Origin of the sequence: Lactococcus nasutitermitis (assembly GCF_018403765.1) — a bacterium.
In the GTDB taxonomy this organism is placed as follows: Bacteria; Bacillota; Bacilli; order Lactobacillales; family Streptococcaceae; genus Lactococcus; species Lactococcus nasutitermitis.
The window spans coordinates 1-21,403 of the sequence record NZ_BOVQ01000001.1 but is presented as its reverse complement, the minus strand read 5'-3'; the positions used below and the strand labels follow the sequence as shown (position 1 = coordinate 21,403).

The following is a 21,403-nucleotide window of genomic DNA, read 5'->3' as shown; positions in this document are numbered from 1 at the left end:
TCGTAAAATAGTATCAGGAGGTAGCTATCATGGAAACAGCACCTGTATCAGATTTGAGAAATTACACGGCAATTACGAGTGAAGTTCGTGAGGGAAGTCCGGTTTATTTGACGAAAAACGGCAAGACGAAGTATGCTTTGGTGGACGCTGAGGAATATGATTTTATGAGAGCCAAATTGCGCTTGTTTTCCGAACTACGACAGGCAGAAATCGAAGATGAAAATGGCGCTCCGCGTTATAGCATCAATGAAGTGAGAGAAAATTTAGGTTTGACGCAATGAGGATAGAGTTTCTCACGGCGGCGAATAGAGATTTGCAGATGATTAAGGAATTTCATCCGAATAAGGGCTTGCAGATAGTTGATGATATTTTGAAAGATATTGATAGACTTGCGTCTTCTCCCAAGCTTGGCGCAAGTCTGTCTTTCAAGCTAAAAGAAGAAACGCATTATCGGTATCTTGTGAGTACAAAATTTATTGTCATTTATGTGATAGAAAAAGAAGTTGTGGCGATTACTCGTATTTTTGATGCACGTCAAGACTGGCTCAATCAGCTTTTTCGTTGACAGTTTCTGTAAAAAGTGCTATGATGAAAGGGTAGTTGACGGACTACTTACCTCGACGGAGGTAACCTTTCAAACTTTTACTGATAGGAAAATGTTTGAGAATCTACAAAGATAAGGCTTTATGCCGAAATCACGTCTTGCCCAGACAGACGGTAAAAACATTGGGCTTTTTTTGTATTTTATTTTAAGAAAAGGAGAAATGATGACTTGGAGAAATGTCATGATTAAAGATGGAGAATATTTACGTCTGAAATTGGATAATTTGGAGGTGGAAAAAGGAGGAAAAAAGTTTTCAATTCCACTCACAGATATTGCGACGATTACTTTAGAGGGGGATATGATGACGCTGACAACCAAACTTTTGGCGAAGTTTGCGCAACACAATATTGCGGTGATTGTGTGTGATAATAAATATCATCCTTGTGGAATTTTTCTTGGTTTCGGGCAATATCACCGGACAGCGAAGCGAAATTTGGAGCAGATTGCTTGGGATGAGGGGAAGAAATCTGCTGTATGGACAGAAATTGTACGTCAAAAAATTCAAAATCAAATCGCTGTCTTAGAAGCGCGTGATTTGGAGCAAGAACGGATTCAAAAAATTCAAACTTTGTGCGATGCGATGACGCTTGGCGACAAGACGAACCGCGAAGGACACGCTGCAAAGCTTTATTTTAATACCTTGTATGGGCTGGGCTTCACGCGGGAAGAAAGTCGTTTTGAAAATTTTGCAATGGATTACGGTTATACGATTATCCGTGCTTATATGGCGCGTTTAGTGACGAGTTTGGGGCTCATTCCAACTTTAGGCGTGTTTCATCGGAATGAATTTAATTCTTTTAATTTAGTAGATGATTTGATGGAGCCTTTTCGTCCGCTGATGGATTGGTATATTGGTGAGGAGATTTTACCGAAATATAAGGATTATCTGAGTTGGGAAGCCCGTTGTATGTTGATTGATTTTCTTAATCAGCCTTATGTTCATCAGGGAAAAAAGACGACGGTTGACTTGCTGATGCTGGATTATGTGAATTCATTTATCAAAATAATGAATAAAAAAGCATCACATTTGACTGAAATTACTTTAGGAGGATTGCGAGGTGTATGAGAAATTGAGATTATTATGCTTTTTTGACTTGCCAATGGAAACGTCAAAAGAACAGCGTGCTTATCGTATTTTCAGGAAAAAATTACTTGAATGTGGTTTTGTGATGCTGCAAGAATCTGTTTATGTCAGAACTTTGCCTAATCGTAGTCAACTTGCAAAATATGAAAATCAGCTTAAACTGGCGACACCAAGAAATGGTTTGGTTGAATTGCTCTATGTTTCAGAAAAACAATTTAGCGACCGGCGTTTTTTGACGGGCGAAAAATCTCCTCAAGAAGTTGCAGTTGGAAATAATAAAATGGTAATTATATGATAAAAATTGAACTTGAAGACCATCAATTTATTGAATTTGATGAGCAAAATCGGTTATTTTTCTATGGGAGTAATCAGCAAATGCGGCAACAACTGATTCGGAGTTTGAAACGTTTTGGACTGAAGAAAGCACTCAACGAACTTGAAGAAGTCGTTTATGGCGAAAATGGTTTGGAAATTTATCGGGATAATCAGCTTCTTAATCCAAAGAATATTGATTTTTTGTTTGTGCAGGATAATTTATCTATTTACAAAGAAGTTGCTTTGACTAAAGGTAGTTTGATGGCAGAGTTTTTGAAGAGTTTCGGTGAAGAAGTGGCGGTCAATTTTCAGTTGGAAGAAATCAAAAATCATTTGTTAGAAATAGAGCTGATTTTCAATGAAAAATTGGCTCAAATTTCAAATAATATTTCGTCAAATTTGACGGACTTGACTTTTGATGATTTGCTGAAAAATCATGTCTTTTTATCTTATTTTGACAGTCGTCATGATTTTCCTTTGGAGATGATGGATGCTAATGAATTGCTAGATGAATATGTGAAGTTATTGTCAGAAAAGTTGATGCGTCATCCTAAAGAAACTTGGTTGATTTTAGTCAATCCTGCAAGTTTTTTGACATCAGAGCGGATTCAATTTCTTTTGGAAAGTCTGGAACAAATAGCAGAAGAAACAGGGCTTTTGAAAGTTTGGATAATTTCTAATCAAGTACTTGATTTTCCTCATCAACTTTCTGATATTTCTGGAACGATTATCTTGGCATCTGATGCTTATCAGATGCCAGAATTCTCGGATTTTAGAAAAAGTATTGAAAATCATTATCCTGAAAAACTGGAAATGACAGATGAAGTACTCTGTCAAAAATTTTATGAAATTGTTTCCAACATTGGTATAAAGCCATCTATTACTGGAAAAGCGAGCCGAAATATGGTATTATTGAAAGTGATAGATGAACTTTTGGGCTTTGATGATTTGCCATTTTCCGTCAAATTTGACGAACTCTCGACAGCCGAAAAATCATATCTCCTCTCTGAAAATTGACGAATTTTTTGAGAAAAAGGTGACTTTGTGGAACAAAAATTTCTAATTTGAGGTTTTTGTACTCTCAACATTTTCCTATCAGTAAAACTCTTTCTTTATCTTCCCCAGCTAAAGGTACGTTTTTGTACTCTCAACATTTTCCTATCAGTAAAACCACCTCCACGAATGGGCGAGTGAGCGGGTTGTTTTTGTACTCTCAACATTTTCCTATCAGTAAAACTCACTCAAACAACTACGCTTGAAAACATTAGTTTTTGTACTCTCAACATTTTCCTATCAGTAAAACCTAGCAGCGATTTTCTTGTTTGTTGCATATGGTTTTTGTACTCTCAACATTTTCCTATCAGTAAAACTGATAGATTGGTTCGCTTTAGGTTTCATAGGTTTTTGTACTCTCAACATTTTCCTATCAGTAAAACAAATATTGATTAACGACGGGGATAGCAACAGTTTTTGTACTCTCAACATTTTCCTATCAGTAAAACTGCCCCCAACCAATACCAGCTTGTTTAATGGTTTTTGTACTCTCAACATTTTCCTATCAGTAAAACCCAGATTCACTTTGTACTTGTCTTAACCAAGTTTTTGTACTCTCAACATTTTCCTATCAGTAAAACCACCATACTTACAAGACCCTACACAAGCAAGTTTTTGTACTCTCAACATTTTCCTATCAGTAAAACCGGTTATGATTATTACTGGTTATATGTTGCGTTTTTGTACTCTCAACATTTTCCTATCAGTAAAACTCTTCAAATCCGCCCTCAATTCCAAACTGAGTTTTTGTACTCTCAACATTTTCCTATCAGTAAAACGAGCAGGTCGTGAACCTGTTGTTAGAGTTTGTTTTTGTACTCTCAACATTTTCCTATCAGTAAAACTGTCAACTTTTGGATCAATGGCTCTTATTAGTTTTTGTACTCTCAACATTTTCCTATCAGTAAAACAAGAAGATAATACACAAGTTTATGACCTCAGTTTTTGTACTCTCAACATTTTCCTATCAGTAAAACCGAACCACAAAGCATTTATAGGGACATTATTGTTTTTGTACTCTCAACATTTTCCTATCAGTAAAACATAACCTAATAAATTCTTTTTCACTTTTGCGTTTTTGTACTCTCAACATTTTCCTATCAGTAAAACCAAATCCACAAAATGGCCAGTTATTAACTGGTTTTTGTACTCTCAACATTTTCCTATCAGTAAAACGACCGCGTTGACGGTAAGGTTCAGCAGGTAGTTTTTGTACTCTCAACATTTTCCTATCAGTAAAACTCAAGAGACAATGTTTGAGCTTAAGATTCTGTTTTTGTACTCTCAACATTTTCCTATCAGTAAAACTTACAATAACATCATCAGCTACTGCTTCAAGTTTTTGTACTCTCAACATTTTCCTATCAGTAAAACATGACGAAGCACTATATATTGAAAGTCCTTGTTTTTGTACTCTCAACATTTTCCTATCAATAAAGTAATTTATATTTAGCGAATACTCAATTCTATCAAAGAATTGAGTATTTTTATACATGAAAACGTATGTTTATTAACTTTTTCCTTGACAAATATGCGCAAAAGAGTATAATGTATAAATATACAGTTTAGGAGTGAATAAATTCTATGAAAAAAATTACGATTGTTGGGATTACAGGTTATAGTGGGCTAGAGTTGTTTCGGTTGCTTAGCTTTCATGCAGAAGCAGAGGTTGTCGCTGTGTGTGCAACGTCACATATTGGAGAGAAATTAGCAGATGCTGTGCCGCAATTTGAAGGATTGACGGAACTTGTGATTTCAGAATTTGATGTAGATTTAGCGATGAAAAATTCAGATGTTGTCTTTTTTGCGACATCAAGTGGTGTGTCGTTAAAATTGGCTTTACCACTGATTGAAGCAGGTTTTCCTGTGATTGATTTATCGGGAGATTTTCGTTTGAAAAATCCAGATGATTATGAAAAATGGTATAAAAATACAGCGGCTGAAAATGTATATTTATCAAAAGCTAAGTATAATTTAGCAGATTTGACAACTGCCACAGCTACTTATATTGCCAATCCTGGTTGCTATGCGACCGCGACTTTGCTGGCTTTGGCACCGCTTGTACAGGAGAATTTGATTGATTTGACGAGTATTATTGTGGATGCCAAGTCAGGATTATCAGGTGCAGGGAAAAAGTTGACGGAGAGTAGTCATTTCGTTGATGTTTCTGACAATATGTCCATGTACAAGGTCAATCAACATCAGCATATTCCAGAAATTGCGCAACAGTTGCATGATTGGAACGAAGATTTTGAGGCTTTACAATTCACAACGAGCTTGATTCCTGTGACGCGTGGTATTTTTGCCAGTAGTTATGTGAAACTTGCGGATTCTGTTACATTTGACACTGTGAAAAATGCTTATCAAAAATGTTATGAAAATAAGAATTTCGTGAGAATTCGACGACAACTTCCTCAGATTAAAGATGTCGTGGGGACAAATTTTTGTGATATTGGTCTTGTTTACAATGAGAAGACCAATATACTTACGATTGTGTCTGTCATTGATAATCTGATGAAAGGTGCAGCTGGTCAAGCGGTGCAAAATTTCAATCAACTCTTTGGTTTTGCGGAGACAACAGGTCTTCAATTTATGCCGATGATTTGAAAGTTTATGAGTTAATCGGTAGAAATGACTGTTTAGGATAAAATAAAGATTAAGAGAGGATATGAGAAATTTATGAATAAAATAAAAGAAATAAATGGCAATATTGCTACACCGGCAGGATTTACAGCGGATGCAGTACATGCCCAGTTGAAATACAAACATTTGGATTTAGGCTTTATCATGAGTGATGTGCCAGCAGCAGTAGCAGGTGTTTTCACGACGAACAAGGTCTCTGCAGCACCCGTCAAATTTGACAAAAATATTGTCAAAAATGGCAAGGCACAAGCCATCATCGTGAACTCTGCCGTGGCGAATGCAGTTACGGGTGAGGAAGGGGCAAAAAATGTCGTCAAAACAGCAAAATTGCTGGAAGAAAAATTTGGCATTTCGTCAAATTTGACAGCGGTCTGCTCAACCGGTGTTATTGGTGTGCAGTTGCCGATGGATAAAATCGCCGCTGGCATCTCGAAATTGTCAAAAAATGGCAATGCTGATGGCTTTGCAGAAGCCATTTTGACGACGGATACGAAGACAAAAACAATCAGTTTGGAAGCAGAAATTTTTGACAAAACTGTCAAAATGTCAGGTGTCTGCAAGGGTTCAGGTATGATTCACCCGAACATGGCAACGATGCTTGCTTTTATCACAACGGATGCCACGATTTCCCCAGAATTGTTGCAAAAAACGCTGTCAAGTTTGACGGAAACAACTTTTAATCAAATTACCGTTGATGGCGATACGTCAACGAATGACACGGTGTTGGTTCTCGCAAATGGCTGTTCAGAAATACCTGAAATCCTCGAAAACACAGCTGAATACGACATTTTCAAAGAAATGCTTGCGCAGACCATGAGCACGCTCGCCAAAAAAATCGCTGCTGACGGCGAAGGCGCAACAAAGCTGATTGAAGTGACTTTGTCAGGGGCGCCAGATGATTTGAGCGCACGGATGCTTGCGAAAAAAATCGTCGGTTCAAGCCTTGTAAAAACGGCAATTTTTGGTGCAGATCCCAACTGGGGCCGGATTATCTCGGCAATCGGGCAATCAGCGATCTTTGAAGTGCCTGATATTGAGCTGGAAATCCAAAATGAACTTGTTCTTTATCATTCAACACCTGTCAATTTTGACGCGGCACTTCTCTCTGAAAAATTAAAAGAAGATAAAATTTACATTAAAGTAGATTTAAACGCAGGAAATGGTTCAGGACAAGCTTGGGGGTGTGATTTGACTTATAAATATGTTGAAATCAATGCCCTTTATACGAGCTGATGAGAATTTAAGGAGAAAAAGATGACAAATTTACTACCAAACTATGGTCGCCTTCCATTTGCCCTTGTCAAAGGTGAAAATACAACATTGACGGATGATGTAGGCAATGATTATCTGGATTTCACGAGCGGTATTGGCGTGATGAACATGGGTTATAGCTTTGAGGACGGTAAAAATGCGGTCAAAGCGCAACTTGACGTCCTCTCGCATATGAGCAATCTTTATCAAAATCCCTTGCAAGAAGAAGTGGCGGAAAAACTTAGCTACGGCGGGACTTATAAAGCTTTCTTCTGTAATTCGGGGACTGAGGCAAATGAAGCCGCGATTAAACTTGTTCGCCTCATCAAGCCTGGCAAGAAGATTCTCGCGATGAATAATGGCTTTCACGGCAGAACCTTTGGCGCCATGTCGGCAACTATGCAAGAAAAAATTCAAGCAGGCTTTGCGCCGCTCGTGCCAGACTTCACAAGTTGTGATTACAATGACGTCACAAGTCTTGACAAAGCTGTCAAAACTGGAAATATCGCTGCCATCATGGTGGAATGTATTCAAGGCGAAGGCGGTGTGTTGCCCATGACGCAAGAATTTGCGGATGCGCTGAAAACTTATCAGTCACAGGGCATTCTCCTTGTGGTTGACGAAGTTCAGACGGGCATTGGACGCACAGGCACTTTATTTGCCTTCGAGCAATTTGGACTTCAACCTGATATTTTTACCGCTGCAAAAGCCTTGGGAAATGGCATTCCGACAGGCGCTATGCTCACACTTGACAAATATGCTGAAATCTTTTCCGCAGGCAAGCACGGCTCGACTTTTGGCGGCAATCCTTTGGCGATGGCGCAAGCAAATGCTGTTCTGTCAAATTTGACGGAAGAATTTTTGACAGAAGTTCGTCAAAAATCAAACATTTTTTTGACAGAACTGTCAAAAAGTTTATCAAACAAAGCTTCTGTCAAAAAAATTCAAGGAATTGGTTTGATGATTGGTATCGTACTTGCTGACGAAACAAAATTGTCAGAAGATTTGTCAAAATTGCGTGAGCAAGGTCTCCTTGCCCTCTCTGCTGGTCACGATGTTATCCGCCTTCTCCCACCGCTTGTCATGAGCGAGCAGCAACTGTCCGCAGGTATCAAAATTCTGGAGGAGGTTCTATGACAGCTATCCGCGATACCGCGCAAATCCTGACGGAGAGTCTGCCTTATATGCTGAAATACCGCGACCAGACCGTCGTCATCAAGTACGGAGGCAATGCGATGACGGATGATAGCGTCAAATCAAGTATTTTGAGCGATGTTTTATTGCTCAAAACGATTGGTATCAAAGTTGTCCTCGTCCATGGCGGCGGCCCTGCAATCAACGAACTGCTCGACAAATACGCCGTCAAATCTGAATTTATCGACGGCTTACGCTACACCGACGAAAACACCGCGCACCTTGCGCTCACGGCACTTGCTGGTAAGGTCAATAAATCTCTCGTGCAGGACATCATCAAACTCGGTGGCAACGCGATTGGCGTGTCAGGCATTGATGGAAAAATGATTGAAGCTGAGCAGCTCAATCCGAAGCTAGGCTACGTTGGCGAGATTACACATATCAATACTGAAATGATTGATCGCATTTTGACGACAGATGCAATTCCCGTGATTGCGACCGCAGGGATTGATGATGCAGGCAATATCTACAATGTCAACGCCGATACCGCGGCCAGTCGTATTGCAGGAGCGCTTCACGCCGAACGCTTCATTCTCTTGTCTGATGTGCGCGGACTTTACAGTAATTTTCCTGTCGAGACAAGTTTTTTACACGAAACGACTCTCTCAGAAATTGACAATCTTATCAAAAAAGACAAAATCACAGGAGGCATGATTCCCAAACTCGAAGCCATCAAATTTGCGATGCAAGAAGGACTAGAGCAGGCAGTTCTGCTTGATGGACGTGTCCCTAATGCTCTCCTCCTTGAACTCTTCACACCCGAAGGACAAGGAACGCTGATTAAAAAAGAAAACTTAGAATGACACAAACACTTTTTACATACATCATCGCTTGTATATTCATTATTTGTGTTCCTGGTCCATCTGTGACTTTTCTCATTACAACGAGTATTGAACAGGGAAAAAGTGCAGCTTATCGAATTATTCCTGGAACTTTTCTGGGCGATTTATCAGCAATGACTTTATCTTTTGTCGGTTTGACAGCACTTATTCATGTTTTTCCAAACTTTAACCTCGTTTTGAAATATCTAGGTGGCATCATTTTAATTTATCTTGGTTTTTTAAAATTTACAAAGATAGAAAATCTCAAACAATTGTCTCACAAAATACAAGTACACTTTTTCTATCAGGTTTTCTACTCACTTTCTTCAATCCTAAAACAATTATCTTCTTTGCAAGCTTTATTCCACAGTTTATTACTAAAAATGTTAATGTTCTCATGCAACTTATCATTTTAGGGGCAATTTACTTAGTCATTGGTCTCATAAATGATTTTGTATATAGCACGTTAGCCCATTATCTAGGAAGATTGCTAGGGAAGAAAGTGAGTAAATTTGTCATTCTTTTCGGCGGAATATTCCTGATTTTTTCAGGAATTGTAGTAATAAAATAAAGTGTGCTTTGCACCCAATAAACAAGGAGAATCTCATGTTCCAAAACAAATCATTTTTAAAAGAAATTGACTTCACAAAAGAGCAATTGCTCTATCTCATTGACTTTGCCATTCATCTGAAGTCCCTGAAAAATCAGCACATTCAACACAAATATCTGACGGATAAAAATATTGCTTTGATTTTTGAAAAAACTTCAACACGTACCCGTGCGGCCTTCACGGTTGCAGCGCAAGATTTGGGGGCGAATGTTGAGTTTCTCGGCCCGCACGACATTCAGCTTGGCAAAAAAGAATCCATTGCAGACACGGCAAAAGTCCTCGGTTCTATGTTTGACGGTATTGAATTTCGTGGTTTCAAACAATCCGATGTTGAAATTCTCGCCAAAGAATCTGGCGTTCCTGTCTGGAACGGTTTGACAGACGAATGGCATCCGACACAGATGCTAGCTGATTTCATGACGATAAAAGAGCATTTTGGCAGTCTTAAAAATCTGACGCTCGCTTATGTCGGTGACGGTCGCAATAATGTCGCCAATTCACTTCTTGTGACGGCTGCTATTCTAGGTGTGAATGTCACGATTGTCAGTCCTGAAAGCCTCCAACCCACCAAAGAAGTGCAAAATCTTGCGCGTAATTATGCACTGAAATCAGGGAGCAAAGTTACGATTCGTGCCGACCTTGATGCGGTTGAAAATGCGGATGTTATTTACACCGATGTTTGGGTTTCTATGGGTGAAGAAGACCAAACGGCAGAGCGTATCAAACTTCTTTTACCTTACCAGATTAACAAAGCTCTAACGGATAAGATTGTCAATAAAAACTATATTTTTATGCACTGTTTGCCAAGTTTCCATGACCTCAATACTGACATCATGCAAGAAATCAAATGGGAATACAACCTCAACGAACTCGAAGTGACGGATGAAATTTTCCAATCTGAACATAATATTTCCTTCCAAGAAGCGGAAAATAGAATGCACACGATAAAAGCTGTCATGGCAGCGACTTTGGGAAATCTTTTTATTCCAAAAGTATAGGAAATATTCCACAAAATCGACTTAAATATATCTAATAAAAACAACTTCCATTCAGAAGTTGCTTTTTTAAGTAAAATCTAGGTGATATAAACATTTTTGGAACAACTCGGAGAAAAAGTAATACTAGGAGTTGTGGTATAATGAACATAATGACTATTGATAAAAATCAGCTCGAAAATGAGCTTGTGAAATTTTATAAACAAAGTGATGTACCGGCTCATTTGCAAGAATCGGTGCTTTATTCGTTGACGGCTGGAGGGAAGCGCGTTCGTCCTGTGCTTTTTTTGGAGTTGTTGGAGGCTTTTGGTGTGCAGCTTGAAAAGGCGCATTTTCAGGTGGCTGCGGCGCTGGAAATGATACATACTGGCTCGCTCATTCATGATGATTTGCCTGCAATGGACGATGATAATTATCGACGGGGAAAGTTGACAAATCATGTGAAGTTTGATGAAGCAACGGCGATTTTGGCTGGAGATGCTTTATTTTTAGACCCTTATTATGTACTTGCAAGTTGTGATTTGCCTGCGGAAATCGTGGTGGCGCTGGTGCGTGAGTTGAGTTTTGCTTCAGGTTCGCTTGGTATGGTGGCTGGGCAGGTGCTGGATATGGAGGCTGAGGGCAAGAAATTGAACTTGGCTGAGATGGAGAGATTGCATCAGCTAAAAACGGGACGACTCTTGACTTTTCCTTTTGTTGCTGCTGGCATTGTTACCGAGAAATCTGAGAAGAGTATTCGGCAACTGCGCGCAATCGGGGAACTTTTGGGACTTGCTTTTCAAATTCGTGATGATATTTTGGATGTGACAGCGGATTTTGATGATATCGGGAAAACACCTGGAAAAGATGTGCTGGAAGAAAAATCGACTTATGTCAGTCTTTTGGGGCTTGAAGGTGCGAAAAATGAGCTGTCAAAAGATTTGACAGAGGTCAAAAAACTTTTGACAGAACTGTCAAATTTTTCTGGAGAAGAAATTTTCAAATTGATTGACAGTTTGGAGCTAAAATGACTGTTCAACTGGGAAAATATTTTTTGACAGAACTGTCAAAAAAAGATGAGACAGAAATTGTTCGATTTTTTGCTCATTCTGCGGATTTCGCCCGATTGACAAGTGGAAAATCTGAGCCAGAGGAAGATTTCCTGACGCTGATAAATGAGCTTCCTGAGGGGAAAAATCCAGCTGATAAAATAGTATTTGGACTTGTTGACAAAAGTGGGAAAGTGCTTGCTGTGATTGATTTGCTCCGTGATTTTCCAGAGGATGGAGAATGGATGATAGGATTGCTTGAAATCTTGCCTGAGCTACGTGGCAAAGGCTTAGGCAAGGAACTGCACACAGAAATTGTAGCATTTGCTAAAAAAGCAGGGGCAAAAAGTTTGCGAATCGGTGTTTTTCTGGATAATCCGCAAGCTCTTAAATTCTGGGAAAGCCTTGGCTATCAGACATTTAAGCAGGTAAAACTGACATTTGGCGAAAAAAATCACGAAACAGCTGTCATGCGTCGAAAAATTTGGTGACAATTTATAAAATTTTACGTATATAAAGATAAAGAGAAAATGAAATGAAAGAAAGAATTGATGTTCTTGCGGCAAATCAAGGCTTGTTTGAAACACGTGAACAGGCAAAACGTGGTGTGATGGCTGGACTTGTGGTTGATAGCAAGTCAGGCGAACGTTTTGATAAACCTGGACAGAAAGTTGATGACTCAGTAGAGTTGCGACTGAAAGGGGAAAAATTGCGTTATGTCAGTCGTGGCGGACTGAAGCTAGAAAAAGCGCTCAAATTTTTTGACAGTTCTGTCAAAAATAAAATTTGCCTTGATATTGGCTCATCAACAGGCGGATTTACAGATGTCATGCTGCAAAATGGTGCGACAAAAGTTTATGCGGTCGATGTCGGCACCAATCAGTTGGTCTGGAAATTACGTCAGGATTCGCGCGTGATTGTCATGGAACAGTTTAATTTTCGACACGCAGTGCTTGCAGATTTTACAGAAGGCCAACCAGAATTTGCCAGTATTGATGTGAGTTTTATCAGTTTGGACTTGATTTTACCAGCATTATTTGGTATTTTGAAAGAGAATGGCGAAGTTGCGGCGTTGATAAAACCACAATTTGAAGCGGGACGCGAGCAAGTTGGAAAAAATGGTATTATCAAGGACCCAAAAGTGCATCAGCAGGTGATTGAAAAAGTAATGACAAAAGCTTTAGAACTAGGTTTTTCAGTCAAAAATCTTACTTTTTCGCCGATTAAAGGTGGCGCTGGCAATGTGGAATTTCTGGTTCATTTGAAAAAAGAAAAAAATCCGCAACTCTCAGATACGATAAATGTGCCTGAAATGCTTGAAAATGAAAAAAATAATTTTGATAAACAAAGCTAAAATTCCTTGGAAAATATGGATTTGGAGATGAAAATGAAAAAAACAGAACGCTTAGATTTTATTTCTCGCCTCATCGAAAAAGCGGAAGTGAAAACGCAAGAAGAACTTGTGAAAGCCTTGCTAGAACGTGGTGTAGATGTCACACAAGCGACAATTTCGCGAGATATAAAAAGCCTTGCGCTTGTGAAAATTCCCGCACAATCAGGCGGATTGCGCTATGCTTTACCTAAAAATAGCAAAGAGCAGCAGCAAAATGTGTTGCACCAAGAACTTTTTTTGGATGCGATTGTCGAAGTCAAGCAACAAGAAAATATGCTGTCAATCCTTGCTAAACCTGGAACGACAAGCTTGCTTAAAGATTATTTGCGGAAAAATTTTGCAGCAGATATTTTTTCTGTTATTATTGATGATGACAGTCTTTTGGTGGTTTTGTCAGAAAAATCAAAGGCGCAAAAAGTGATTGATGATTTGACGAAGTGATTTTGAACAAAAAAAGTTTTTGACAGTTCTGTCAAAAAATAGAGAGGAAAAATGACGATGTTACAAGAGATTTCTATCAAAAATTTTGCAATTATCGACGAAATTCATCTTTCTTTTGAAAATGGAATGACGATTTTAACAGGCGAAACAGGTGCTGGGAAGTCGATTATCATTGATGCAATGAGCCTTTTGTTGGGCGGAAGAAGCTCAACAGATTTTGTGCGACACGGCACAGAAAAATCAGAAATTGAAGGCCTGTTTTTTACAAATAAAAACAGTGAGCTGAATGAAAAAATGCTTGAACTTGGACTTGAGCCATCAGAAGAATTGATTTTGCGCCGAGAAATAACTGCCAGTGGACGCAGTATTTGCCGTATCAATGGACAAATGGTCAACTTGAGCAGTTTGCGCGAAATTGGCGAATTTTTGGTTGATATTCACGGACAACACGACAGTCAAGAACTGATGAATGCCAAGTATCATCTGCATTTACTAGATGAATTTGGCGATGAAGATTTTGAAAAAGCGAAAAAAAATTACCAAGAGAAATTTGAAATCTATAAAAATTTACGTAACCAGCTAAGTATCCGCGAAAAAAATGCGCAAGAATTTGCTCAGCGTATTGAGATTTTACAGTTTCAAGCAGAGGAAATAGAAGCTGTCGCTATCAATCTTGAAGAAGATGAACAACTTCCAAAACGCCGTGAAAAACTTAATAATGTAAAAAACATTGCCGATGCGCTATCCAGTGCTTATCAAGTGCTTGACGATGATGATAACGACTTTTCAAGTCTCAATAATGTGCGAGCTGCGCTTTCAGAGCTTGAAAGTGTCAGCAGTTATGATAATGATTATCAGGAAATGTCTGAAAAAACGGCAGAAAGCTATTATTTACTTGAAGAAGTTGTCAGTCGCATTGGCAGTGCTATCGAAAGTCTTGAGTTCAATCCGACTGAACTTTTGCAGATTGAAGACCGTGTGATGACACTCAATACCTTGCAAAAAAAATATGGTCCTGAGTTGAAAGATGTGGTCAATTATCTTGAAAAAATTCATTTGGAACTTGACGAGTTGACAGGTTCTGAAAATGGAGCTGAAAATCTAGAAACAGCGGTAAAAGAAGCACAAACAGCGCTACTTGAAGCCAGTAAAAAGCTCAATGATAAACGTCATAAGATTGCCGAAGCATTGACGGAAGATATCAAACAAGAACTTGCAGAGCTTTACATGGAAAAAGCTGATTTTCGGGTTAATTTTGAAGCTGGCAAATTCTCAATTCATGGCAATGAACACGTTGAATTTTTCATTCAAACAAATCCAGGAGAAGGCTTTAAACCTTTGGCAAAAACAGCTTCTGGTGGTGAACTTTCTCGCTTGATGCTTGCAATAAAATCTAGCTTTTCTCGCCATGAAAGTAAAACGTCAATTGTTTTTGACGAAGTGGACACGGGAGTTTCAGGGCGTGTTGCGCAGGCGATTGCCAATAAAATCTATAAAATTGCCAGAAGTGGTCAAGTTCTTGCCATTTCACATTTGCCACAAGTCGTTGCGATTGCAGATACACAATTTTACATTGAAAAATCTTCCACGACAGATGTGACAACTTCTACTGTACGAAAACTCAACTTTGATGAACGTGTAGAAGAAGTTGCCAAGATGTTGGCTGGAGATGATGTGACAAAAGAAGCTCGCGCGCAGGCAAAACGTCTATTGACAAAGTAAAAATATTTTTGACAGGTTGAGAATAAATTCTTTAGCCTCTACGGCAGAACTGTCAAAAAAAGGAGCATAAAAAATGATTACAGCTTATAAAAAATACCTCAAAAATGCAGGAAAATTCAATGGTTATGCCAGTCGTTCAGATTATTGGTGGGTTTTTCTTGCCAATACGATTATTTTTGGGATTCTGTTTGCCCTTCGTTTTTCATTGACTTCTTTATCTATCAGTCATTCAAACGTTAAAAGTCCTGAAACTTTATCAAATAATGCAACAAATCTTTTTCTTCATCCGCGTTCAGGTATATTGTTAGCTCTCCTCATTCTCACGATTATTTTAGGAATTCTCATACTTGTGCCAAATATGATGCTTACAGCGCGTCGTTTACGTGATGCAGCATTTCCTGCTTGGATAGCATTTATTTTTGGATTGCTTGCCTTATATGGCATTCTTAATAATTTCCTTAATTTTTCATTTATTGGCAGATGGGGATTTGCGTTAAATCTACTCACGTTCATCATCTATATCCTCTGTATCATGTCAAATCCAAAGAAACAACATAAAAACACAGAAAAATAAATTACGTCATAAAAGGAGTAAAAAATGCTTCAAGCCTATCAAAAATTTTTCTTAGGATATACAAATTTTAAAAATCGAACCAGTCGTAAAGATTTTTGGCTCGCACTATTGGCACATTTGATTGTTTGCCTCATTTTGATAGTAGCTGCTCAAATTTTTCATGCCCTTGATAATCAAGTATTGGCAAATATCTGGACAGGTCTTTCATGGTTTGTATATGAGCTTCTCATGCTTTATAGTTTTGCCACACTTCTACCGATTTTGGCTATGACAGTGAGACGACTTCGTGATTTATCCTTACCTTGGGGCTTGATTTTTCTAACGTTGTTCCCTTTTCTTGGCAGTATTATTCTTCTGGCAATTTGCGCCCTTGAAAGTAGTCAATCAAGCAGGAATATTCCAGAATTTTCAAAAGAGCAGTTGGAAGTTGCCACAGTCAATGAAACAGGAAAGATTGATTTTTTTCAAGCAATCAAAAACTATTTCCGAGGATATATTGACTTTCGTGGACGCACAAAACGCGCTAGTTTTTGGTGGACACAGCTTGTTTTTGTAGGAATTGCAGCTTTGCTTGGCATTCTTGTTATCATCAGTTTTGTACTTGATGATTTGATTTTCGGAGAAAGAGTGATCCTGTCTATTGCTTCTGAAACCTTGCTAAGTCTATATCTGATAGGAATTATCTTTCCAGAACTTGCTATTCATTTCCGTAGATTGCGTGATGTCGGACTCAATCATTTTGCCAGTATTCTTTTGTTGAGTTCACTTGGAGGAGCAATCAGTTTTATAATCATCTTGCATCAGCTGACTTATTTTGATTACGGTATTTACAAGTTTGAGTTGGCAAATTACCTATTCTTTATGATAGTTTTGGTGCTTGTTCTAGTGCTGATTATTGTGGAAATTTCTCCTACAGATGATTTGCTTCGAGAAAATAAAAGCATATTTTTCAGGAAGAGTTAATTTTCAGATACGTAAAAATTTGCAAATTTAAGATGAAGATGATAAAATATGTAGTATAAAAACTTTTAATCTAGTCCAGAGAGGCTAGCAAGGTTGTGAAAACATAAAATTCTTTTCGTCGTAGTCTATTCTGCAACAGAAAATATTTTGATATATTCGCATCTGCTAGGTTTCTGGCAGGTGCTTTTTGTTTCAAAAAAAGGAGAAAAAACCATGCCAAAACGTACTGACATCAAAAAAATCATGATTATCGGTTCAGGTCCCATCATCATTGGACAAGCTGCTGAATTTGATTATGCAGGCACACAAGCCTGTCTTGCCTTGAAAGAAGAAGGTTACAGCGTTGTTCTGGTCAATTCAAATCCAGCAACGATTATGACTGACCGCGAAATTGCGGATACTGTTTATATTGAACCGATTACTCTCGAATTTGTTAGCAAAATCTTACGTAAAGAACGTCCAGATGCTATTTTACCAACATTAGGTGGCCAAACAGGGCTGAATATGGCAATGGATTTATCAAAATCAGGAATTCTTGATGAGTTGGGTGTTGAATTACTGGGAACAAAGCTCTCAGCGATTGATCGTGCGGAAGATCGTGAACTTTTCAAAGAATTGTGTGAAGAAATTGGCGAACCACTTTGTGAATCAGATATTGCGACGACAACTGAAGAAGCTGTCGAAATCGCCAATCGTATCGGTTATCCGATTATTGTTCGTCCAGCATTTACCATGGGCGGAACAGGAGGTGGTATCTGTGCCAATGAAACAGAACTACGTGAAATTGTTGCGAACGGTTTGAAATTAAGTCCAGTCACACAATGTTTGATTGAAGAAAGTATCGCCGGTTACAAGGAAATCGAATATGAAGTCATGCGCGACTCTGCCAATAATGCGATGGTTGTCTGTAACATGGAAAACTTCGACCCAGTCGGCGTGCATACGGGCGACTCGATTGTCTTTGCACCAATCCAAACCTTAACTGACGTAGAACAGCAGATGATGCGTGATGCCTCACTCAATATTATCCGTGCCCTCAAAATCGAAGGCGGCTGTAATGTTCAGCTGGCACTTGACCCAAACAGTTATCAATATCGCGTGATTGAAGTCAATCCGCGTGTCAGCCGTTCATCAGCGCTCGCTTCTAAAGCGACAGGTTATCCAATTGCCAAAATGTCAGCGAAAATCGCGATTGGTATGACGCTTGATGAAATCGTCAATCCAGTCACAAATAAAACTTATGCCATGTTTGAGCCTTCACTTGACTATGTTGTTGCGAAAATTGCCCGTTTCCCATTTGATAAGTTTGAACATGGCGACCGCCATCTTGGTACACAGATGAAAGCAACTGGTGAGGTCATGGCGATTGGTCGGAACATTGAAGAAAGTTTCTTGAAAGCTGTACGTTCGCTGGAAATCGGTGTTTTTCATAATGATTTGGAAGAAGCCCGTGAAGCAGATGATGAACAACTTTACGAAAAAATGGTAAAAGTGCAAGATGACCGACTTTTCTATGTTTCTGAAGCCATTCGTCGCGGGATTCCGATTGAGGAAATCGCAGAGTTGACGAAGATTGATATTTTCTTCCTTGACAAATTGTTGCATATCATTGAGATTGAAAATAAACTCAAAGAACAAGCTTTTGATTTGGAAACATTGACAGAAGCGAAGAAAAATGGTTTTGCAGACCGTGAGATTGCTCTGCTTTGGAATACGACGGCGGATGACGTGCGTGATTTCCGTAAAAAATCACAACTTTTGCCTGTTTACAAGATGGTTGATACTTGTGCAGCTGAGTTTGAAAGCAGTACACCTTATTTCTACTCAACTTATGAACATGAAACAGAGTCATTTGCGACAGATAAGAAAAAGATTATCGTGCTTGGTTCTGGACCAATCCGTATCGGTCAAGGTGTGGAATTTGACTATGCGACTGTCCATTCGGTTAAAGCTATTCAGGCGCTTGGATATGAGGCAATCGTTATCAATAGTAATCCTGAGACGGTTTCAACGGATTTCTCGATTTCAGATAAACTTTACTTTGAACCTTTGACTTTTGAAGATGTGATGAATGTCATTGATATTGAGCAACCGCTTGGTGTGATTGTGCAGTTTGGAGGTCAAACGGCGATTAATTTGGCTGAGCCATTGTCCAAAGCTGGTGTGAAAATTCTTGGTACGCAAGTGGAAGATTTGGACCGGGCAGAAGACAGGGATTTGTTTGAACAAGCTTTGATTAACATGGGGATTCCAATGCCAGAGGGCGCAACGGCGACCAATGAAGAAGAAGCTGTCGTAAATGCCAATCGAATTGGTTATCCTGTGCTGGTTCGTCCGTCATTTGTCCTTGGTGGACGGGCGATGGAGATTGTCAATAATGAACGTGATTTGCGAGACTATATGAACCGTGCGGTAAAAGCGAGTCCTGAGCATCCTGTTCTTGTCGATAGTTATCTGATGGGACGCGAATGTGAAGTGGATGCGATTTGTGATGGGACAGATGTACTTTTGCCTGGGATTATGGAACATATCGAGCGTGCTGGGGTTCACTCAGGCGACTCGATGGCGGTTTATCCTCCGCAAAACTTCTCACAAAAGATTATTGATACGATTGTGGATTATACGAAACGTTTGGCGCTGGGCTTGAACTGTATCGGCATGATGAATGTGCAATTTGTTGTTTTCAAAGAGCAGGTTTATGTCATTGAGGTCAATCCACGTGCTTCTCGGACGGTGCCATTTTTATCAAAAGTGACAGATATTCCGATGGCGCAGCTGGCAACGAAGATGATTTTGGGCGAAACCTTGGCGGAACATGGTTATCAGTCTGGACTTGCTCCAACACCTGATATGGTTCATGTGAAAATTCCTGTTTTCAGTTTCACAAAATTGGCGAAAGTCGATAGTTTGCTCGGTCCTGAAATGAAGTCAACTGGCGAAGCAATGGGTTCTGATTTTACATTGGAAAAAGCCTTATATAAGAGCTTTGAAGCGGCGAAATTGCACATGGAAGAACATGGTACGATTTTATTCACAGTGGCAGATGATGACAAGGAAGAAGCGCTCGAACTGGCGAAAGGCTTTGCTGAGATTGGCTATTCGCTTGTGGCAACTGAGGGAACGGCGCGTTATCTGGCATCAAATGGACTTTATGTGCGTGAAGTTGGTAAACTTGAGGGCAGCGAGGATGAAGAGGGAACAATCGTTGAGGAAATTCGCAAAGGTCATGTGCAGGCGCTGATTAACACGATGGGGAATAATCGTGGTTCGGCGACTGAAACAGACGGTTTCCGTATTCGTCAGGAGGCGATTAGTCGCGGTATTCCTTTGTTTACGGCACTTGACACGGCTGAGGCAATTCTGAAAGTCATGGAAAGTCGTAGTTTTGCTACACGGACGATTTAAAATTGATGAAAATACTTTTGACATGGATACAAACTTACAACTTCGTTATAAGTTCACCCTGTCCGAGGAGGCTGAGAATAAATCCTCTAGCCCCTACGACAGTTCTGTCAAAAGTATTTTTTGTTTTTTAGAGAGGAATTTTGCTGAAAAAAGTTTTTGACAGAACTGTCAAAAATATTTTTTACAGAAAATTTTGTCAAAAATGTGTATAATAGAAGCTATGAATACGGTTTTACAAATTATCGAAAGTATTGGCTCGGTTGCGACAGTTGTGACCTTGTGGATTACCTTGCAGCGCTTTAAAAAAGATGCGAGTGAAAAGGAAAGTGAAACGCTAGAATTGGCGATGAACCGTTTTTTTTCGGCAGCTGATGTGCGTGAATTATTAAAAATTAGAGATCCAAATTTGGCTGCAACCGAGATGGACCAGTTGGTATCGATTGTTGTGCTGCTTTACCGCTTGCGTGACCTCAATCAAAAAATTCGAGCTTCTGTACATTATGATGAAGAAAATGCTGATTTGAAATCACGGCAGGATATGGTGGCAGAGTTGTTGAGCGCCTTATCGCCAGAACGACTGAATTTCCTCAAGTCAAATTACCCTGATGTGGCATTTTTGATTGACGAATTGCACCCTGACAATGCGGAAGCAATGGAAACGAGTACTGAAATTTTTGACAGTTCTGTCAAAAATGTTGAAGTGGCTGATAGAGCAGAAAATGAGCCAAAGCGCGCTGAAACTCAGAAAAATTGGCGAGGACAGCGCCATGCGTTAAAGGCTGCCGAAGATGTGCGCCAACTCTTTTTGGATGCCGGAGTGAGCGCAGAACGTTTTGAGCGTGCTTTGTGGCAAAATCAAATTTTGATTGTCAAGTTGACTGGCGCGGAGAAAAACACTTTGGGAGATTGGCGGATTAGTCCTAATCGTGCACAACACATTCATTTTATTGTTGGACTTGAAAACGTTGATACTTTTCATGATTTGTACGCTGTGGATGAGCGGCGCAAGTTTGATATTTTGCCATCTGGGCGGATTGCCTTCCGAGGAGAAAAGTTGGATGTTCCTGCAGGACGAGAGCTGACAAGCCTTGCAAATTGGGATGCGACAAATCCTGTGCTTTACTATAAAGTTTGGGCATTGCACCAAAGTGATGCTTTCAAAGGGGCAGTTGATTATTGGAAAGGGCTGGAGCAAAAAAGTGTTAACGATTGAAAGTCAAGGCGACTGATAAAAAATTCAAAATGCTATATTTACTACGTAAATACCGCATTTTCTTTTGACAAAGTCAAAAGAAAACACTTGGAGG

21 protein-coding genes and 1 CRISPR repeat array are annotated in these 21,403 nt (G+C 39.4%); all 21 genes read left to right on the top strand.

All coding sequences use genetic code 11. From position 1 onward, the window contains the following. The first annotated feature begins 29 nt into the window (after positions 1-29). The 21 genes from KJS36_RS00100 (at position 30) to KJS36_RS00005 (ending at position 21,309) form a co-directional block, all read left to right on the top strand. A complete protein-coding gene (locus KJS36_RS00100; RefSeq protein ID WP_213533049.1) occupies positions 30-281 on the top strand; it encodes a type II toxin-antitoxin system prevent-host-death family antitoxin in 252 nt (83 codons plus the stop codon). Then, a complete protein-coding gene (locus KJS36_RS00095; RefSeq protein WP_213533047.1) occupies positions 278-565 on the top strand; it encodes a type II toxin-antitoxin system RelE/ParE family toxin in 288 nt (95 codons plus the stop codon). Before KJS36_RS00100 ends, KJS36_RS00095 begins: the two co-directional genes overlap by 4 nt. A gap of 202 nt (positions 566-767) precedes the next feature. Beyond that, on the top strand, positions 768-1,670 hold the full coding sequence (cas1, locus tag KJS36_RS00090; protein ID WP_213533045.1) for a type II CRISPR-associated endonuclease Cas1: 903 nt from the start codon (positions 768-770) through the stop codon (positions 1,668-1,670). A gap of 4 nt (positions 1,671-1,674) precedes the next feature. After that, the gene (cas2, locus tag KJS36_RS00085) at positions 1,675-1,983 is read left to right on the top strand and encodes a CRISPR-associated endonuclease Cas2 (RefSeq protein WP_213533208.1); all 309 of its coding nucleotides are present in this window, start codon (positions 1,675-1,677) and stop codon (positions 1,981-1,983) included. Continuing rightward, on the top strand, positions 1,980-3,020 hold the full coding sequence (locus tag KJS36_RS00080; protein ID WP_213533043.1) for a P-loop NTPase family protein: 1,041 nt from the start codon (positions 1,980-1,982) through the stop codon (positions 3,018-3,020). Before cas2 ends, KJS36_RS00080 begins: the two co-directional genes overlap by 4 nt. A 52-nt stretch (positions 3,021-3,072) precedes the next feature. Beyond that, positions 3,073-4,496: direct repeats of the CRISPR family, unit length 36 nt; unit sequence GTTTTTGTACTCTCAACATTTTCCTATCAGTAAAAC. A gap of 144 nt (positions 4,497-4,640) precedes the next feature. Continuing rightward, positions 4,641-5,663 (top strand): N-acetyl-gamma-glutamyl-phosphate reductase, encoded by a 1,023-nt coding sequence (argC, locus tag KJS36_RS00075; protein WP_213533041.1) that lies wholly within the window; start codon positions 4,641-4,643, stop codon positions 5,661-5,663. Positions 5,664-5,744: 81 nt separating this feature from the next. Next, positions 5,745-6,932 (top strand): bifunctional glutamate N-acetyltransferase/amino-acid acetyltransferase ArgJ, encoded by a 1,188-nt coding sequence (gene argJ, locus KJS36_RS00070; RefSeq protein WP_213533206.1) that lies wholly within the window; start codon positions 5,745-5,747, stop codon positions 6,930-6,932. 21 nt (positions 6,933-6,953) lie between these two features. Beyond that, on the top strand, positions 6,954-8,087 hold the full coding sequence (gene argD / locus KJS36_RS00065) for an acetylornithine transaminase (protein WP_213533039.1): 1,134 nt from the start codon (positions 6,954-6,956) through the stop codon (positions 8,085-8,087). After that, positions 8,084-8,947 carry an acetylglutamate kinase gene (argB, locus tag KJS36_RS00060; protein WP_213533037.1) on the top strand — a complete coding sequence of 288 codons (864 nt, stop codon included), beginning with the start codon at positions 8,084-8,086 and terminating at the stop codon, positions 8,945-8,947. Before argD ends, argB begins: the two co-directional genes overlap by 4 nt. After that, entirely contained in the window at positions 8,944-9,381 is a 438-nt protein-coding gene (locus KJS36_RS00055; protein ID WP_213533035.1) for a LysE family translocator, read from the top strand. The genes argB and KJS36_RS00055 overlap by 4 nt, the downstream gene beginning before the upstream one ends. Then, positions 9,306-9,536: a hypothetical protein gene (locus tag KJS36_RS10925; protein ID WP_373306155.1), complete on the top strand. Its 231-nt coding sequence runs from the start codon at positions 9,306-9,308 to the stop codon at positions 9,534-9,536. Before KJS36_RS00055 ends, KJS36_RS10925 begins: the two co-directional genes overlap by 76 nt. Positions 9,537-9,571: 35 nt before the next feature. Beyond that, positions 9,572-10,573: an ornithine carbamoyltransferase gene (gene argF, locus KJS36_RS00050; RefSeq protein ID WP_213533033.1), complete on the top strand. Its 1,002-nt coding sequence runs from the start codon at positions 9,572-9,574 to the stop codon at positions 10,571-10,573. 149 nt (positions 10,574-10,722) lie between these two features. Then, a complete protein-coding gene (locus KJS36_RS00045) occupies positions 10,723-11,580 on the top strand; it encodes a polyprenyl synthetase family protein (RefSeq protein WP_213533204.1) in 858 nt (285 codons plus the stop codon). Next, complete coding sequence (locus KJS36_RS00040) at positions 11,577-12,089, top strand: GNAT family N-acetyltransferase (RefSeq protein WP_213533032.1); 513 nt, start codon at positions 11,577-11,579, stop codon at positions 12,087-12,089. Before KJS36_RS00045 ends, KJS36_RS00040 begins: the two co-directional genes overlap by 4 nt. A gap of 44 nt (positions 12,090-12,133) precedes the next feature. Continuing rightward, positions 12,134-12,952, top strand: coding sequence for a TlyA family RNA methyltransferase (locus tag KJS36_RS00035; RefSeq protein ID WP_213533031.1), 819 nt, complete (start codon positions 12,134-12,136; stop codon positions 12,950-12,952). Between the two features lie 33 nt (positions 12,953-12,985). Further along, positions 12,986-13,432, top strand: a complete 447-nt coding sequence (locus KJS36_RS00030) for an arginine repressor (protein WP_213533030.1) — start codon at positions 12,986-12,988, stop codon at positions 13,430-13,432. A gap of 57 nt (positions 13,433-13,489) precedes the next feature. Next, positions 13,490-15,154 (top strand): DNA repair protein RecN, encoded by a 1,665-nt coding sequence (gene recN, locus KJS36_RS00025; protein ID WP_213533202.1) that lies wholly within the window; start codon positions 13,490-13,492, stop codon positions 15,152-15,154. 73 nt (positions 15,155-15,227) lie between these two features. Continuing rightward, positions 15,228-15,728, top strand: a complete 501-nt coding sequence (locus KJS36_RS00020; protein WP_213533029.1) for a DUF805 domain-containing protein — start codon at positions 15,228-15,230, stop codon at positions 15,726-15,728. A 24-nt stretch (positions 15,729-15,752) separates the two neighbouring features. Next, a complete protein-coding gene (locus tag KJS36_RS00015; protein WP_213533028.1) occupies positions 15,753-16,691 on the top strand; it encodes a DUF805 domain-containing protein in 939 nt (312 codons plus the stop codon). A gap of 213 nt (positions 16,692-16,904) precedes the next feature. Continuing rightward, positions 16,905-20,096 carry a carbamoyl-phosphate synthase large subunit gene (carB, locus tag KJS36_RS00010; RefSeq protein WP_213533027.1) on the top strand — a complete coding sequence of 1,064 codons (3,192 nt, stop codon included), beginning with the start codon at positions 16,905-16,907 and terminating at the stop codon, positions 20,094-20,096. Positions 20,097-20,316: 220 nt separating this feature from the next. After that, the gene (locus KJS36_RS00005; protein WP_213533026.1) at positions 20,317-21,309 is read left to right on the top strand and encodes a hypothetical protein; all 993 of its coding nucleotides are present in this window, start codon (positions 20,317-20,319) and stop codon (positions 21,307-21,309) included. Positions 21,310-21,403 lie beyond the last annotated feature (94 nt).

Excerpts from the sequence above, each read along its gene's own strand:
- KJS36_RS00100 (WP_213533049.1), top strand. The coding sequence starts at position 30 with ATGGAAACAGCACCTGTATCAGATTTGAGAAATTACACGGCAATTACG.
- KJS36_RS00095 (WP_213533047.1), top strand. The coding sequence starts at position 278 with ATGAGGATAGAGTTTCTCACGGCGGCGAATAGAGATTTGCAGATGATT.
- cas1 (WP_213533045.1), top strand. The coding sequence starts at position 768 with ATGACTTGGAGAAATGTCATGATTAAAGATGGAGAATATTTACGTCTG.
- KJS36_RS00080 (WP_213533043.1), top strand. The coding sequence starts at position 1,980 with ATGATAAAAATTGAACTTGAAGACCATCAATTTATTGAATTTGATGAG.
- argC (WP_213533041.1), top strand. The coding sequence starts at position 4,641 with ATGAAAAAAATTACGATTGTTGGGATTACAGGTTATAGTGGGCTAGAG.
- argD (WP_213533039.1), top strand. The coding sequence starts at position 6,954 with ATGACAAATTTACTACCAAACTATGGTCGCCTTCCATTTGCCCTTGTC.
- argB (WP_213533037.1), top strand. The coding sequence starts at position 8,084 with ATGACAGCTATCCGCGATACCGCGCAAATCCTGACGGAGAGTCTGCCT.
- KJS36_RS00055 (WP_213533035.1), top strand. The coding sequence starts at position 8,944 with ATGACACAAACACTTTTTACATACATCATCGCTTGTATATTCATTATT.
- argF (WP_213533033.1), top strand. The coding sequence starts at position 9,572 with ATGTTCCAAAACAAATCATTTTTAAAAGAAATTGACTTCACAAAAGAG.
- KJS36_RS00045 (WP_213533204.1), top strand. The coding sequence starts at position 10,723 with ATGACTATTGATAAAAATCAGCTCGAAAATGAGCTTGTGAAATTTTAT.
- KJS36_RS00040 (WP_213533032.1), top strand. The coding sequence starts at position 11,577 with ATGACTGTTCAACTGGGAAAATATTTTTTGACAGAACTGTCAAAAAAA.
- KJS36_RS00035 (WP_213533031.1), top strand. The coding sequence starts at position 12,134 with ATGAAAGAAAGAATTGATGTTCTTGCGGCAAATCAAGGCTTGTTTGAA.
- KJS36_RS00030 (WP_213533030.1), top strand. The coding sequence starts at position 12,986 with ATGAAAAAAACAGAACGCTTAGATTTTATTTCTCGCCTCATCGAAAAA.
- recN (WP_213533202.1), top strand. The coding sequence starts at position 13,490 with ATGTTACAAGAGATTTCTATCAAAAATTTTGCAATTATCGACGAAATT.
- KJS36_RS00020 (WP_213533029.1), top strand. The coding sequence starts at position 15,228 with ATGATTACAGCTTATAAAAAATACCTCAAAAATGCAGGAAAATTCAAT.
- KJS36_RS00015 (WP_213533028.1), top strand. The coding sequence starts at position 15,753 with ATGCTTCAAGCCTATCAAAAATTTTTCTTAGGATATACAAATTTTAAA.
- carB (WP_213533027.1), top strand. The coding sequence starts at position 16,905 with ATGCCAAAACGTACTGACATCAAAAAAATCATGATTATCGGTTCAGGT.
- KJS36_RS00005 (WP_213533026.1), top strand. The coding sequence starts at position 20,317 with ATGAATACGGTTTTACAAATTATCGAAAGTATTGGCTCGGTTGCGACA.